Here is a 14827-nt window from a genome sequence, read left to right on the forward strand (position 1 = left end):
GCCTTCACACACACCTGCCTACAACGACCGCTTCAGGAAAGCGAGATCGTGCGCCATCAGCTGCTCCCGCACACCGCCGGGCGTCATGTGCGACACCCCGGGCAGCGTGAGCAGCTCGTGCTCCCGGCCCGCCCCGGTCAGCGCCTGGGACAGGCGGATGCTGTGCGTGGGGTGCACGTTGTCGTCGGCCAGTCCGTGCACCAGCAGCAGCGGACGGCTCAGCCCGGCGGCGTCGCCCCGCAGGCAGTCCGCCTCGTACACCTCGGGGTTCTCGGCGGGGAGCCCCAGATAGCGTTCCGTGTACGCGGTGTCGTACTCCCGGAAGTCGGTGGGCGGCGCACCCGCCACCGCGGTGTGGAACACGTCGGGTCGCCGCAGCACCGCGAGCGCCGCCAGATACCCGCCGTACGACCAGCCGCGCACCGCGACCCGCGAGAGGTCCAACTCCGGGTAGATGTCGCCCAGTTCGGTCAGGGCGGCGACCTGGTCGTCGAGGGTGGTGCGGGAGAAGTCCCGGTACATGGCGTGGGCGAACGCGGGCGAGACGTTCGAGGTGCCCCGGTTGTCGACCGTCACCACGGCGAACCCCTGGTCGGCCCACCACTGCCGGTGCTGCTGCGCCCTGGGGTCGCTGGTCACGGCCTGCGCGCCGGGACCGCCGTACACATCGAGGAGTACGGGGAGGCGCTCCCCGGCGACGTGCCCGCGCGGCAGCACCACCGAGGTCGGCAGCCGGTGCCCGGTGACCCGGGCGAAACGCGGTGCCACGGAGTAGGGCAACGGCTCGGAGAGGCTCCGCAGCGTCAACTCCCTCCCGTCCGTGGTGCGTACGGTGCGCAGGACCTGCTCGCCCGGGACGGCGGAGACGATCAGCAGCGCCCCGGACGACACGACGACGCCGTGCACCCCCGGGCCCTCGGTGAGCGGTCGCACCGCTCCGTTCTCCGGGTCCACCAGGACGACATGCTGGTCGGCGGGCTCGTCGAAGCTTGCCTCGACCACCAGGGAACCCTCGAACTCGCCTGCGAAGGAGCGGACCTGGAGGTCCGGTCCGGTGAGCAGCCGCCCGTCCGCGAGCAGCGCCTGCGCCGTGCCGTCCGCGGTCTCTCCCGGAGTGAGGAAGCGACCGTCCGACAACTGCACCGGTGTGCCCGCCACTTGCTCCACCCACAGCGGGTGCGCGGTCCGCGACAGCACCCGCGTGATGCCGGTCACCGGGTCGGCGGACAGCAGCAGCATCTCGCGCTGGAGCCGGTCCTGCACGGTCAGCCGGATCTCCGTGTCCGACTCCCAGCCGGCGTCGGTGACGTACGGGTACGCCGCGGTGTCCCACTCCAGGCGTACGCGCGCGTCCTCCTCCAGCACCCACAGCCGTACGTCCGCATTGGGGCCGCCCGCCTGCGGGTAGGCGAACTCGCCGCCGTGGTCCAGGCGGGGCAGCGCCGACTCGTCGACCCGGGCGGCCAGGAGCGCACGGCCGCCCGGCGCCCACCAGTGGCCGCGCGAACGGCCCAGTTCCTCCGCCGCCGCGAACTCGGCGATGCCCCAGCGGGCGCCGTCCCCGGGGGAGACCGGCGCCGATGTGCCCCGGTCGCACTCCGCGACGTACAGCCGGTCCTCGCAGACGTACGCGATGCGCGAGCCGTCCGCGTTCGGCCGGGGGTCGAAGACCGGTCCTGGTGCGGGGACCTCCTGCGGCTGCGGCTTGCCTTCCGGGTCCGTACCGACGAGGAACAGCCGGCCGTACAGCGCGAAGACGGCGCGGCGGCCGTCGCCGGAGAGCGCGTACGTGCCGATCCCGGCGGCGACGAGCCGGATCCGCTCCCGCAACTGCCGTTCCACCAGCGGGGGTTCACCGCCTTCCGGGGCCAGTGCGCGGCAGTCGGTGAGCTGCCGTTCCTCGCCGGTGGAGGTGTCCAGGACCCAGAGGTCGTCGTACGGGTCGGCGGGGCCGGCCGAGCGCAGGAAGAACAGCTGCCGGCCGCCGTCGGCGAACGCCGTGGCGCGCGGGGCGCCGTAGGAGAACCGTCCGGTGCGGGCGGAGAGGTCGAGGAAGGGGTCGCTGAGGGGTTCCAGAGGCATGAGGAGATCGTCTCCGGACCGGGTGCGGAGGTCAAGGTGTGGTATGTGAAATTGCACTGTGCTGGGTGGGTGGGTGGGGGCGGACGAGCCGGGGCGGGGCGGGTCCGGGTCCGGCTCCCGGCGGAGGCAAGCGAAGGGGCCGAGTGCGCCCGCACCCGGCCCCGTACCCGAACGTCCTACTTCCCCGCCACGTCCCCGAACGTCAGCCCGGTCCCGTTGAGGTCGGCCCGGATGCCCTCCGGCTCCACCTTGATCTCCCGCAGCCGCAGCTCTCCGGGCGTCTTCGGCAGCCGGAACGACATCGACAGCTTCTCCGACAGCTCCGGCGGACGCATCGCGAGCAGCGAGGCGATCATCTTCGGGTCGATGCCGACCTTCTGGAGCAGCCACGGATGGTCGATCACCACATCCACCAGGTTGAGGCCCATCAGCTGCTTGACGAACTGCGGCGACCCGGTCAGCCTGTTCAGCTCCGCCTCGCTGCTCAGCGCCTTCTGCACCCACTCCTTCGGCACGCCGAGCCGCTCCACCGCCGAGGGGACCGCCAGCAGCGCCTTGATCCGCTCACCCTGCCTGGCCAGTGCCGCCGCCGCCTCGGGGTGCAGTCGCAGCCCGGAGGTGGCGCGGTCCTTGCCCGGCCGGTACGTCACGATGCCGGGGAGGTCGAGGCGCATGTGGTCGATGGTGGTGGACACGGCCTGGTCGCCGTCGCGCTTGATGTGCGCCTCCGCGCCGATCAGCACCTTCGTACCGGCGATCGGGAGCTCGCCGCTGACCTTGATGCGGTCGTGGCCGTCCTTCTTGAACTTGGCCTGCGACGAGCCGAGTTCACGGTTCAGGTCGTCGAAGGAGAGCAGTACGTCGCCCTCCACGCTGCCGATGACGGCACCCTGGACCGACGACGGCAGACTGCCCACGATGCTGATGTCGCGGGCGGTCGCCCGCACCTCCGCGATGGACACCCGGTCGGCCGCGACGTCGGGCACGGCGACGTCGACCCGGTCCAGGCGCTTGTCGAAGACCTGGGTGAGGAACGGGAAGCCGTGGATCTTGACCTCGGGCGCCGTCGCCAGCTTCAGCGACTTCTTCAGCTGGTCCTCGGCCTTGTCCTGCGCGTACATCAGCGCGAACCGGTCCGCGAGCAGCAGGAACGCCACCACGACGACCCCGGTGACGGCCACCTTGAACACCACGGGAACGGCGCCGAAGCGGCTCCTGCCCCGGTGGTTCGGCGGCTGCCACTCGTCGTCCTCGTCGTCGTCCGACTTCAGGCCGAGACCGAGGAGCCCCTCGTCCGGCTCGTACGCCGCGTAGTCGGGTTCGGGCGGAGCGAGCCGGGCGAGTTCGTCGTACGGATTGCTGGGTCTGCTGGAACTGCTGGAATTGCTCAATTCATTCCGTATGTGGGGGGATTCGGGGTGGGGGTTCATGCGTGTGGGGGGTCGCATCGCGTCATCCCACCATGTGCACCACCCTCGAACGCAAGCTCGATGACCGGCTTCGCCATGTTTGGCGTATTTTGCTCCGCGGGGGAGCATTCCGGCCGACGGTTACGGTGGACGGGTGACCGCCGAAGAAGCACTCCGACCCCAGTCGCTGATGCTGACCTTCCTGGGTGACCAGGTGCTGGGCCGGGACGTGTGCGTGTACTCGGGCAGCGTCATCGAGCTGTTCGGGCGGGCGGGGGTGGGGGAGCAGGCCACCCGCTCCACGCTGACCCGGATGGCGGGCCGCGGGCTGCTGCGCAAGCAGCGCGAGGGCCGTCGCATGTACTTCGGGCTGACCGACAGGTCGCAGGAGATCCTCCGCGACGGCGACCGCCGGATCTGGCACACCGGCGCGGTCAACCGCGACTGGGACGGCACCTGGACCCTGCTCGGCTTCTCGCTCCCCGAGTCCTGGCAGCGGCAGCGGCACGACCTGCGCTCACGTCTCGCGTGGAGCGGATTCGGCCCGCTGTTCGGCGGACTGTGGATCGCGCCGGGGGAGGCCGACGTCGCGGCCCTCGTCGCGGAACTGGACCTGTCCTCGCGCGTGAAGGTCTTCCGGGCGCACGCCGACGCGGGCACCGACGTCGGCGCGATGATCGAGGAGGCCTGGCAGCTGCCCGAACTCGCCCGCCGCTACGAGGAGTTCCTGCGCCGCTGGCTGCCGCTTGAGCATGCAGACGCGGTGGCCGACGACGACGCGCTGGTGCTGCGGCTGCGGATGGCGACCGAATGGCTGCAGATCGTACGAGGCGATCCGCGGCTGCCGGTGAAGCACCTGCCGGACGACTGGCCGGCCGAGCAGGCCGAGAAGACGTTCCGTACCGTGCACACCCGGCTCGACGCACGGGCCCGGCGGTCGGCGGAACGTCTCCTCGATCTGGTGCCGGTACGGGGCGATGCTCCGGCTCAGTCGTAGAAACCGGCTCAGTCGTAGAAACCGGTTCACGCGCAGAACCGGGTCAGGCGTAGAACCTGGACACGCTCTCCAGTACGCAGGCGGGCTTGGCCCCGCCCTCGATCTCGATCGTGCCGCCCACGGTGAACTGCACCCCGCCCGCGATGTCCGTCACCTCAAGGAGCTTCGCGACCAGCCGCAGCCGGGAGCCTGCCGGGACGGGCGCGGGGAAACGCACCTTGTTCAGGCCGTAGTTGACCTTGGACGAGACGCCCTCGACCTCCAGCAGCTCGGTGAAGAGCGGGATGAAGAGGGAGAGCGTCAGATAGCCGTGCGCGATGGGCGCGCCGAACGGTCCTTCCTTCGCGCGCTCCGGGTCGGTGTGGATCCACTGGTGGTCCCCCGTCGCGTCCGCGAAGCCGTTGATCCGCTCCTGCGAGACGGTGATCCAGTCGCTGGCGCCGAGGGCGCTGCCCGCGAGCTGCTTGAGCGCGTCCAGGCTGTTGACTGTGGTCATGGATGAAAAGCCTTTCAAGTGAGGGGAGTTGGGCGGATCACGCGCCGTAGAGGGCGCGGACCCGGGGCTTGGCGAGCTTTCCGGAGCCGGTGCGGGGCAGCTCTTCCGCCACCACCACGGATTTCGGGATCTTGTACTTGGCGAGCCGCCCGCCGAGCGAGCGGAGGATCTCCTCGGGGCCTGCCGTCGCACCCTCCCGTACGACGACGACCGCGCGCGGCACCTCGCCCCACTGCGGGTCCGGGACGCCGATGACCGCACACTCGACGACATCGGGATGGGCCAGCAGCGCGTCCTCGACCTCGGCGGGAGACACGTTCTCGCCGCCGGAGACGATCATGTCCTTGAGGCGGTCGACGATGGTGACGAAGCCGTCCTCGTCGACCCTGGCCATGTCCCCGGTGCGGAACCACCCGTCGTGGAACGACTCCGCGCTCTCCGCCGGAAGCCCCCAGTAGCCGGGCATGACATGCGGCCCGCAGACCTGGATCTCACCGGTCTCGCCGACTCCGGCGGGCGCGAGGTCGGGGCCGACGACCGCGACGTCGCTGAAGAAGTGCGGCACGCCCGCCGAGCCCGCCTTCTCGACGGAGTGCTCCGCGTCGAGGAAGAGGGTGCCGGGCGAGGCCTCCGTCATGCCGTAACCCTGCTGGAAGTTGAGACCCCGCTCCTGGTACGTCCCGATCAGTCCGGTCGGCACCGGGGCGCCGCCGCAGTTCAGGTGCCGCATCGAGGAGAGGTCGGCGTCGGGCCAGCGGGGGTGGCGGGCCATCCGGTCGTACATGGTGGGCACGCCGAACATGAAGGTGATGCGGTGTTCCTCGATCAGGTCGAAGGTGGCGTCGGGGTCGAAGGACTCGACGAGGACGCAGGTGCCGCCCTTGAGGAGCACGGGCAGGGTCAGCATGTTCAGGGCGGCCGTGTGGAACAGGGGAGCGGAGACCAGGGCGCGCTCGTCCGAGCAGAGGTCCTGGTCGACGAGGACGTTGACCGCGTTCCAGACGAGGTTGGCGTGGGTGAGCATGGCGCCCTTGGGGCGGCCGGTGGTGCCCGAGGTGTACATGATGACGCAGACGTCGTCAGGGGAGACGGGCTCGTCCAACGGCGCGGTGGACGCGGCGGACATCGACTCCTCGTACTGCGGACCCACTTCGAGCAGGTCGGGGCCGCTTCCGGGCGCCTTGTCGGTGGCGTCGTACAGGCTGGGTGCGTGGACGAGGATCCTGGCGCCCGAGTCCGCGAGCTGGTAGGCGATCTCCGGCGCGGCCAGCCGGATGTTGAGCGGTACGAAGACCGCACCGAGGAGACCGGTGGCGAAGAGGGTCTCCAGGAAGGAGGGGTGATTGGGGCCGAGATAGGCGACCCGGTCGCCGCGCCGTACGCCGCGCGCGTGCAGGACGTGCGCCAGGCGGGTGGTGCGGTCGTGGAGGTCGGCGTAGCTGAACGCGGTGTGCTGTCCGGGGAGTTGCCCGGGCCGTGGGTGGATCAGTGCGGTGCGGTGCGGGGTCTTGCGGGCACGGCGTGCGGGCCAGGACCCGATTCCCTCGTTGCGCATCGGTGCGTCCCCTTCCTTGGGTTCACTGGCTGGAGCACTGGGGCTGCGGCGCGGGGCTGCGGCACTGCCTTCACCGGCCGAGGCCGAGCAGCCGGGCGGCGTTCTCCTTCAGGATCTTCGGCCGGACCTCGTCCTTGACGGCCAGCTTGTCGAAGTCGGCGAGCCAGCGGTCCGGGGTGAGGACCGGATAGTCGGAGCCGAAGAGGACCTTGTCCTTGAGGAGGGTGTTGGCGTACTGGACGAGCTGCGGCGGGAAGTACTTCGGCGACCAGCCGGACAGGTCGATGTGGACGCCCGGTTTGTGGGTGGCGACCGCGAGGGCCTCGTCCTGCCAGGGGAAGGAGGGGTGGGCGAGGATGATCTTCAGATGCGGGAAGTCGGCGGCCACGTCGTCGACGTACATCGGGTTGGAGTACTTCAGCCGAATGCCTCCGCCGCCCGGCACCCCGGCGCCGATGCCGGTCTGCCCGGTGTGGAAGAGCGCGACGGCACCGGCCTCCTCGATCACCTGGTACAGCTCGTAGGCGATGCGGTCGTTGGGGAAGAAGCCCTGGATGTTCGGGTGGAACTTGAAGCCCTTCACGCCGTACTCCTCCACGAGCCGACGTGCCTGCCGCACACCCGCCCGGCCCCGGAAGGGGTCGATCGAGGCGAACGGAATGAGCACGTCCGGATGGGCGGCGGCGGCTTCGGCCACCTCCTCGTTGGGGACGGGCTCGGTGCCGGTGGCGTGCTCGGCGTCCACGGTGAAGACCACCGCGGCCATCCGCCGCTCCCGGTAGTACGCGGCGATCTCGGGCAGCGTCGGCTTCCGGTTGCGGCCCTCGACCTTGAAGTACGCGCTGGACGCGTCGGCCAGGTCGTCGCCGAGGGAGGCGTTGCCCCGGGCGGAGACCTCGGCGTGGGTGTGGACGTCGATGGCGACGAGGTCGTCGACGTTCATGGCGTGCGCTGCGGGTGCGCCGGTCATGCGGTTCACGCCTCCGGGGTCGACGGGACCTTGGGGGCGGGGATGCCCACCGACTGCGGCTCACTGCCCACCGACGTGTGCCAGGACTCGGCGATCGTCTCCGGGCTCCAGCCGCCGTCCGCGTACGCCACCGCCACCTCCTGCGGGTGCGACCACAGCGCCAGCTTGTCGCCGCCGATGCCGATGCACTGTCCGGTGACCCCGCGCGCGGCTTCCGACGCGAGGAAGGGGACGAGCGCCGCGCAGTCCTCGGCGGTGCCGAATCCCTCGCCCTTGCGCAGGAAGCCGGGCAGCGGCTCGCCGCCGCGCAGTGCCGCCACGTACGGGGCGAACGCCGGGACGGTCTCCGTCATCGCGGTCGCCGCCACCGGCACGATCGCGTTGACGGTGATGTTCGCGCGGCCCAGCTCCATCGACCAGGTGCGGGCCATCGCCGCGATGCCGGCCTTGGCCGCCGCGTAGTTGGTCTGCCCGAAGTTGCCGCGCTGCCCGGCGGGGGAGCCGACCAGGATCAGGCTGCCGCCCTCGCCCTGCTCCCGCATCCGCACCGCAGCGGCCCGGGCGCAGGTGAACGTACCGCGCAGATGCACGCCGATGACGGTGTCGAAGTCCTCGTCGGACATCTTCCACAGCACCTTGTCGCGCAGCACGCCCGCGTTGGTGACCAGGATGTCGAGGCGCCCGAACTCGGCGACCGCCCGCGCGACCAGACGGTCCGCGGCCTCCGTCGTCCCCACGGCGACTGCCTCTGCGACCGCGCTGCCGCCCGCCTCGCGGATGCTCTTCGCGGCCTGCTCGGCCACCGCCTCGTCGAGGTCGTTGACGACGACGGACGCACCGGCCGCGGCGAGGGCCCGGGCATAGGCGAGCCCGAGGCCGCGTCCGCTGCCGGTGACGAGGGCGACCTTGCCGGTCAGATCGAGAGTGGGCACAGAAGTGTCCTTACCTAGCAGGCGGTTGGGGGAGCGGACGGCGGACCGGAACCGGACTGCGCCGTCCAGATCGAAGCTAAGGACAATCATTGTTGACGTCAATGGTTGTTGGCACATTCGATCTGCGTCATGCTGGGACGTGCACGTTCCGTCCGCCGGACCGCACCGACCAGGGAGTTCGCCATCAGCAAGCCAGCCGCCCCGCCCTCCGAGGCCGAAGAGCCGATCGATGCCCGCGAGCCCTGGATGCGCGGCCTGCACGCCGACACCGGCTATCTCCTCTACCGGCTCGGCCTGCGCTCCGGCCAGCTCTTCAACGCCTCCCTCCAGGAGTCGGGCCTGCGCCTGCGCCACTACGCGCTGCTGCGCTTCCTGGTCGGCTCCGACGGCGCGCTGCAACGCGAGTTGAGCGCCCGGCTCGGCTACGACCCGAGTGCGATCGTCGGCCTCGTCGACGACCTCGAACGCCTCGGGTTCGCCGAGCGCCGCCCCGCCCCCGGTGACCGCCGCAGCCGTGTCGTCGTCCTGACCGAAACGGGCCGCGAGTTCCTCCGGGGCGGCGAAGCCGCAGGTGAGCGCGTGACCGACGAACTGCTCGCGCCTCTCGACCGCACCGAGCGCGACACCCTGCACGCACTGCTGCGCCGTGTCGCCGAGGCAGGTCTCACCTGATCGATGTTGTGCAGAACATTGACGGCAGTCATCAACATGCCTAGCTTCACGGGGACATCGGCCCGGTCCCAGGGAGCCCGTCGTGCACTCACCCCGCCCCAGCGTCCGCCAACCCACGTCTGAGAAAAGGCAGTTGCGCCGCGTGGCGCTCTCCGGCCTGCTCGGCACCGCAGTGGAGCTCTATGACTTCCTCGTGTACGGCACCGTCGCCGCTCTCGTCTTCGGCGAGTTGTTCTTCCCCGAGGCGGACCCGGCGGTAGGCACGGTCGCCGCCTTCGGCACCTTCGCCGCGGGCTACCTCGCACGACCCCTCGGCGGCATCGTCTTCGGTCACTTCGGCGACCGTGTCGGCCGCAAGTCGATCATGCTGCTGACCATGATCATGATGGGTGCGGGCAGCTTCCTCATCGGTCTGCTCCCGACCTACGACGCCATCGGCGTCTGGGCGCCGATCCTGCTGGTCACCCTGCGCGTCGTGCAGGGCCTGGCGATCGGCGGCGAATGGGGCGGCGCCACCCTCATGGTGGTCGAACACGTCGAGCACGCGGGCGGCAAACGCCGCGGCCTGTGGTCGAGCGCCACCCAACTCGGCGCCCCGCTCGGCTCGGTGCTCTCCGCCGGGGTGGTCACTCTCGTCTCCACGCTGCCCGACGACGACTTCCGCAGCTGGGGCTGGCGCGTGCCGTTCCTGCTGAGCGTGGTGCTGCTCGGCGTCGGTCTCTTCGTACGGCTGAAGGTGACGGAGAGCCCACTCTTCAAGGAGGCCCAGCAGAAGCAAGGGGCCCAGCAGGAGCAAGGGGCCCGGCAGGAGCAAGGGGCCCGGCAGAAGTGGGAAGCGCGGCAGGAGCAGGGGGCGACCGAGGCCCCCGCGAAGCTCCCGATCCTCGAACTCCTGCGCAGCCCGAAGCCGGTGCTCCAGGCCTGCTGCGTCGGCATCGGCGCGTTCACCGCCCAGTCGTTGCTGACCGGCTTCATGATTTCGTACGCCGTCACCCACGGCTACACCCGCTCGCAGGTCCTCACCGCGGTCACCCTCGCCTCCGTCGTCGCGCTCTTCGTCCTGCCCGCCGCGTCCGCGCTCTCCGACCGCCTCGGTCGCCGCCCCGTCGTGCTCGCCGGAGCGATCGCCTCCGCCGTACTGGCCTTCCCGGTCGTCGCCCTGGTCGACTCCGGCTCGCCCGGCCTGCTGATCCTCGCGATCTGCCTGGGTCACGGCGTCGCCCAGTCCACGATGTACGGGCCGCTCGGCGCGCTCCTGTCCGAGCTGTTCGGCACCCGCGTCCGCTACACCGGCGCCTCGCTCGGCTACCAGGGCGCCACCCTCGTCGGCGCGGGCTTCTCCCCGCTGATCGCGAGCAGCCTCCTCGCCGCGTACGAGGGCAGCAGCACCCCGCTCGCCCTGCTGCTCTGCGCGGGTGCGCTCATCACCGCCGTCACCTTGTGGCGGATGCCCGAGACCAGCCGGTCCGCCCTGGCCACCGACGATCCCGCGCTCCCTTCCGCCACCTCCCCGGCCGGACGCCCGGCGCCGAGTGCATCGGACGACCCGGTGATGCGCACGTGACGACCAGGGCCCCGGCAGTGGCCAACCCGGCCCGTACGTAGGGGTGTTGGGTACGATCGCCTCCGTCGCCCCGACGGGAAGTGGGTAATCGCCCCGATGCGCAGAGCCGTGGCCTGGCTGAAGAGCAACCCCTGGATGTACGCCGTCCCGCTCTTCCTCGCCCTCACCTTGGCGACGGGCTTCCCGGGCGTGGGCGATTCATGGCTCGGGGATGTGCTGCGTACGGCCGCGATCGTATGTGCCTCGGCCGGGGTGCAGCTGTATCTGAGGGGCCGCGACGCCGGCGTACTGGATATCCCGAAGTATCAACTCGCCGCACTGGAAGAGATGTTGAAACGCGGCGAGGCCCCGGAAGGTGAGGAGGGGCGACGCGCCATGGGTGCCCTGGTCGCCCGCCGCCGACAGCAGGCCCGCTACCGGCGCCCGGCCCAGGCGGTCGTCCTTCTTCTGGTGGCGGGCATCGGCGTCCTGCTGTGCGTGGCGCTCGCCCCGCCGCTCTCGATACTGGGCGGTGCCGGCGCCGCGGCCCTGATCGGCCACACGCTCTGGGAAGCCCGCAAGGTCCGCACCCGCCTGGACCGCATGGAACAAGCCCTGGCCGGATCCGGGAGATAGTCCCGGGTCCGGCCACGGCTCCGCACCCTCCGCGTCCGACCCGTCTCAGATGTCCCGGAAGATCTCGATCTGCGCGCCCACGGAGTTGAGCCGCTCCGCCAGGTCCTCGTAACCCCGGTTGATGACATACACGTTCCGCAGTACGGACGTGCCTTCGGCGGCCATCATCGCCAGCAGTACGACCACGGCCGGCCGCAGCGCCGGCGGGCACATCATCTCGGCGGCGCGCCAGCGGGTCGGGCCTTCGACCAACACGCGGTGCGGGTCGAGGAGTTGGAGGCGCCCGCCGAGCCGGTTGAGGTCCGTGAGGTAGATCGCGCGGTTGTCGTAGACCCAGTCGTGGATCAGGGTCTGGCCCTGCGCGGTCGCCGCGATCGCCGCGAAGAACGGCACGTTGTCGATGTTGAGGCCCGGGAAGGGCATCGGGTGGATCTTGTCGATCGGCGCTTCCAGCTTCGAGGGGCGGACCGTGAGGTCGACGAGGCGGGTGCGGCCGTTGTCCGCGCTGTACTCGGCGGAGCGGTCGTGGTCGAGGCCCATCTCCTCCAGGACGGCGAGCTCGATCTCCAGGAACTCGATGGGGACGCGACGGATCGTCAGCTCGGACTCCGTGACGACGGCCGCGGCCAGCAGGCTCATCGCCTCGACCGGGTCCTCGGAGGGGGAGTAGTCGACGTCCACGTCGATCTGCGGCACGCCGTGCACGGTCAGCGTGGTCGTGCCGACGCCGTCGACCCGGACGCCCAGCGCCTCCAGGAAGAAACACAGGTCCTGGACCATGTAGTTGGACGACGCGTTGCGGATGACGGTCCTGCCGTCGTGGCGGGCGGCGGCCAGCAGTGCGTTCTCGGTCACCGTGTCGCCGCGCTCGGTCAGCACGATCGGACGGTCGGGACCCGCCGACTTCTCGACCTCGGCGTGGTAGATGCCCTCGGTGGCCGTGATGTCCAGGCCGAACCGGCGCAGCGCGATCATGTGCGGCTCGATCGTGCGCGTACCGAGGTCGCAGCCGCCCGCGTACGGCAGCTTGAAGTGGTCCATGCGGTGCAGCAGCGGACCCAGGAACATGATGATCGACCGGGTCCTGCGGGCCGCGTCCGCGTCCATCGCCGCCATGTTCAGCTCGGCCGGCGGGACGATCTCCAGGTCCTTGCCGTTGTTGATCCAGCGGGTACGGACGCCGATCGAGCTCAGTACCTCCAGAAGGCGGTACACCTCCTCGATCCGCGCCACCTTCCGCAGGACCGTGCGGCCCTTGTTGAGGAGGGTGGCGCAGAGCAGCGCCACGCACGCGTTCTTGCTGGTCTTGACGTCGATCGCGCCGGAGAGGCGACGACCCCCCACCACCCTGAGATGCATCGGGCCCGAGTACCCCAGCGACACGATTTCACTGTCGAGGGCTTCACCGATTCGGGCGATCATCTCAAGGCTGATGTTTTGATTGCCGCGCTCGATCCGGTTCACCGCACTCTGGCTGGTGCCGAGTGCGTCCGCGAGTTGCGTCTGGGTCCAGCCCCGGTGCTGACGGGCGTCACGGATGAGCTTGCCGATGCGTACGAGGTAGTCGTCTGCCATGAGCGGAAGGCTATCTCAGATATGAGATGACAACTCACTCGACTGGTCCAGAGGGGTGACGGACCTGTCGGAGCGTCAGTTCGGGCCGGGCGGGAGCGGCGGGCCGCTCGGCCCTACGATCCGTCCTCCGCCGGAACGATGTTGCGGTTGTGCCGGAAGAGGTTGCCGGGGTCCAGGCGCCGCTTGAGCCGCGCCAGTCGCCGGTAGTCAGCGGCCTCGTAACCGCTCCTGGTCCGGGCCTCGGAGGCCCGCTCGCCGTCCCCGAACTCGAAGGGGAGCGCCCTGCCCACCGCCTGCCCGGCGAACGCCGTCCGCAGCTCCTCCTGTACGGAACGGGCGGTCTCCAGCGCCTCGTTCCCGTCGATCGGTGTGATGAGGTGCACAAGGTACTGGGCGTCCCGGCGTCCCACCGCGCCCGCGCCGTCCGCCGGTGTCCGCACCAGCGCGCCTCCGAGATGCCGCACGCCGAGCACGCACATGATGTCGGCGCCGGGCCCGCTCGCCTTGACCGTGGCGGCCAGTACGTCCTCGTCGAGGGCGTCGACCAGGACGTTGGTCCCGCTGTACGCGTGCGGGAAGGGCGGGTCGTCGTAGATCTCGCCGCTGTCGGTGTACGGCAGGTCGCGCAGGCCGTCCTTCAGCGGGGTCGCGACCGCACGCAGCGGTGCGACGAGCCGCTCGCCCTCCTCGGCCGGGCCGTTGAAGACGACCGCGACCTTGGCGACGTACCGTCCGCGCAGCTCCTCGGGGAGCATCGGAAGATCCGGGTATGCGATGAAGAAGATCGACGAACTCAGCGTCCGGGGAACGGACTTCGTCCACGCGGCCCACGTCCGCATCACCGCCTGCGCGTGCTCCCCGTCGAAGAGCAGCCCGCCGCCGTAGACGCGCGCCACCGGTACGAGGCCCACCTCCATCGCCGTCACCACCCCGAAGTTGTGCCCGGCGCCGCGCAGCGCCCAGAACAGGTCGGGGTCGCTCGAAGCGTCCACCCGCCTCAACTCCCCGTCGGCTGTGACCAGCTCGGCGGCCCGCAGCAGGTCGGAGGCGAAGCCGTACTCCCTGGCGAGGAGTCCGATGCCGCCGCCGAGGGTGTACGACACCGCGCCCACCTCCGGAGAGGAGCCGCTCAACGGCGCCAGCCCGAACCTGGCCGCCTCCTCGATCACCTGCTTCCACCGCACGCCCGCCTCGATCCGCGCGGTGCGTGCCGCCGCGTCGACGCGCACCCCGGTCATGGCCCGGGTGCTGATCACGACACCGCCCTCGTTGGCCACGGACAGCCCGTGCCCGGTGGCCTGCACGGCGACCGAGAGACCGCGCTCCCGCGCGTACGTCACGGCGGCCCGTACGTCCTGTGCGCCCCGTGCCGCCACGACCACGGCCGGCCGGTGCCCGTAGGCGGTCTGGAATCCGGCGAGTTCCGTGTCGTACCCCTCGTCACCGGGGTGGAACACGGAACCCTCGACGGCGGGGAAGTCCTTGCTCGCCACTGTGCTGCTCCTCAAGTCTGCGCCGCAGAAGCGGCGTTGGGCCTGTGAGGAGCATCCTGTCCCTGATACATGACACCTGCCGTCATGTATCGAGGAGCGCCCGCGTCAGCTTCGGTGACCTCCACGTGGCCGTGATCCCGTACGGCCCCGCCTTGCCTTCGGCGACGGGAACGCCGGTAATGGAGGTGTGAGGGCCTGGCACGGGAGCTTCCCCCGACCGGGTACGAGGGCATGCGGAAGCGCCCGATCCGCGCCGCGACCGGTGTAGGGGGCGACCGGGCACGACCGTACTGCGGTCATGTACTAGAGTTATCTCGACATCGAGATATCTGCCCAGCGCGCCGCAGTCGCCACTTCTCGGTAAGGGTTACCTAACTAAGCCTTACCTTAGCGGGTCTGCCCGGAGTCGTGGCGGCAGGATTGCTGTATTGCGGTAGAACGCGCACTTTTTTGAAGAAGGAGACTGT

Annotated in this window: 12 protein-coding genes; 4 read left to right on the plus strand and 8 right to left on the minus strand. The window is 70.4% G+C overall.

Annotated elements, in window-relative coordinates; genetic code table 11:
- Positions 1–18: 18 nt before the first annotated feature.
- Positions 19–2082 (minus strand): prolyl oligopeptidase family serine peptidase, encoded by a 2064-nt coding sequence (locus ACWGIG_RS06610; protein ID WP_453320416.1) that lies wholly within the window; start codon positions 2080–2082, stop codon positions 19–21.
- A 176-nt stretch (positions 2083–2258) separates the two neighbouring features.
- A complete protein-coding gene (locus tag ACWGIG_RS06615) occupies positions 2259–3473 on the minus strand; it encodes an LmeA family phospholipid-binding protein (RefSeq protein ID WP_453320417.1) in 1215 nt (404 codons plus the stop codon).
- 172 nt (positions 3474–3645) lie between these two features.
- Here ACWGIG_RS06615 and ACWGIG_RS06620 point away from each other — a divergent pair, with 172 nt between their 5' ends.
- The gene (locus ACWGIG_RS06620) at positions 3646–4488 is read left to right on the plus strand and encodes a PaaX family transcriptional regulator (protein ID WP_453320418.1); all 843 of its coding nucleotides are present in this window, start codon (positions 3646–3648) and stop codon (positions 4486–4488) included.
- A gap of 43 nt (positions 4489–4531) precedes the next feature.
- On the opposite strand, the gene ACWGIG_RS06625 is transcribed toward ACWGIG_RS06620, so the two are convergent.
- The 4 genes from ACWGIG_RS06625 to ACWGIG_RS06640 form a co-directional block, all read right to left on the minus strand.
- Positions 4532–4984 carry a MaoC family dehydratase gene (locus tag ACWGIG_RS06625; RefSeq protein ID WP_453320419.1) on the minus strand — a complete coding sequence of 151 codons (453 nt, stop codon included), beginning with the start codon at positions 4982–4984 and terminating at the stop codon, positions 4532–4534.
- Between the two features lie 37 nt (positions 4985–5021).
- Positions 5022–6539 carry an acyl-CoA synthetase gene (locus ACWGIG_RS06630; protein WP_453320420.1) on the minus strand — a complete coding sequence of 506 codons (1518 nt, stop codon included), beginning with the start codon at positions 6537–6539 and terminating at the stop codon, positions 5022–5024.
- A 70-nt stretch (positions 6540–6609) separates the two neighbouring features.
- Positions 6610–7482 (minus strand): amidohydrolase family protein, encoded by an 873-nt coding sequence (locus tag ACWGIG_RS06635; RefSeq protein ID WP_453320453.1) that lies wholly within the window; start codon positions 7480–7482, stop codon positions 6610–6612.
- A 32-nt stretch (positions 7483–7514) separates the two neighbouring features.
- The gene (locus tag ACWGIG_RS06640; protein WP_453320421.1) at positions 7515–8441 is read right to left on the minus strand and encodes an SDR family NAD(P)-dependent oxidoreductase; all 927 of its coding nucleotides are present in this window, start codon (positions 8439–8441) and stop codon (positions 7515–7517) included.
- 129 nt (positions 8442–8570) lie between these two features.
- On the opposite strand from ACWGIG_RS06640, the gene ACWGIG_RS06645 reads away from it, so the two are divergent.
- The 3 genes from ACWGIG_RS06645 (at position 8571) to ACWGIG_RS06655 (ending at position 11292) form a co-directional block, all read left to right on the plus strand.
- On the plus strand, positions 8571–9113 hold the full coding sequence (locus ACWGIG_RS06645) for a MarR family winged helix-turn-helix transcriptional regulator (RefSeq protein WP_453320422.1): 543 nt from the start codon (positions 8571–8573) through the stop codon (positions 9111–9113).
- Between the two features lie 142 nt (positions 9114–9255).
- Positions 9256–10677 carry an MFS transporter gene (locus ACWGIG_RS06650; protein ID WP_453320423.1) on the plus strand — a complete coding sequence of 474 codons (1422 nt, stop codon included), beginning with the start codon at positions 9256–9258 and terminating at the stop codon, positions 10675–10677.
- A gap of 96 nt (positions 10678–10773) precedes the next feature.
- Positions 10774–11292, plus strand: coding sequence for a hypothetical protein (locus ACWGIG_RS06655; RefSeq protein ID WP_453320424.1), 519 nt, complete (start codon positions 10774–10776; stop codon positions 11290–11292).
- Positions 11293–11337: 45 nt separating this feature from the next.
- On the opposite strand, the gene ACWGIG_RS06660 is transcribed toward ACWGIG_RS06655, so the two are convergent.
- Together ACWGIG_RS06660 and ACWGIG_RS06665 are read right to left on the minus strand one after the other, a co-directional pair.
- Entirely contained in the window at positions 11338–12867 is a 1530-nt protein-coding gene (locus ACWGIG_RS06660; RefSeq protein ID WP_453320425.1) for a helix-turn-helix domain-containing protein, read from the minus strand.
- Between the two features lie 113 nt (positions 12868–12980).
- Positions 12981–14360 (minus strand): FAD-binding oxidoreductase, encoded by a 1380-nt coding sequence (locus ACWGIG_RS06665; protein WP_453320426.1) that lies wholly within the window; start codon positions 14358–14360, stop codon positions 12981–12983.
- Between the last annotated feature and the right edge of the window lie 467 nt (positions 14361–14827).

The organism is Streptomyces sp. NPDC054863 (assembly GCF_053610825.1).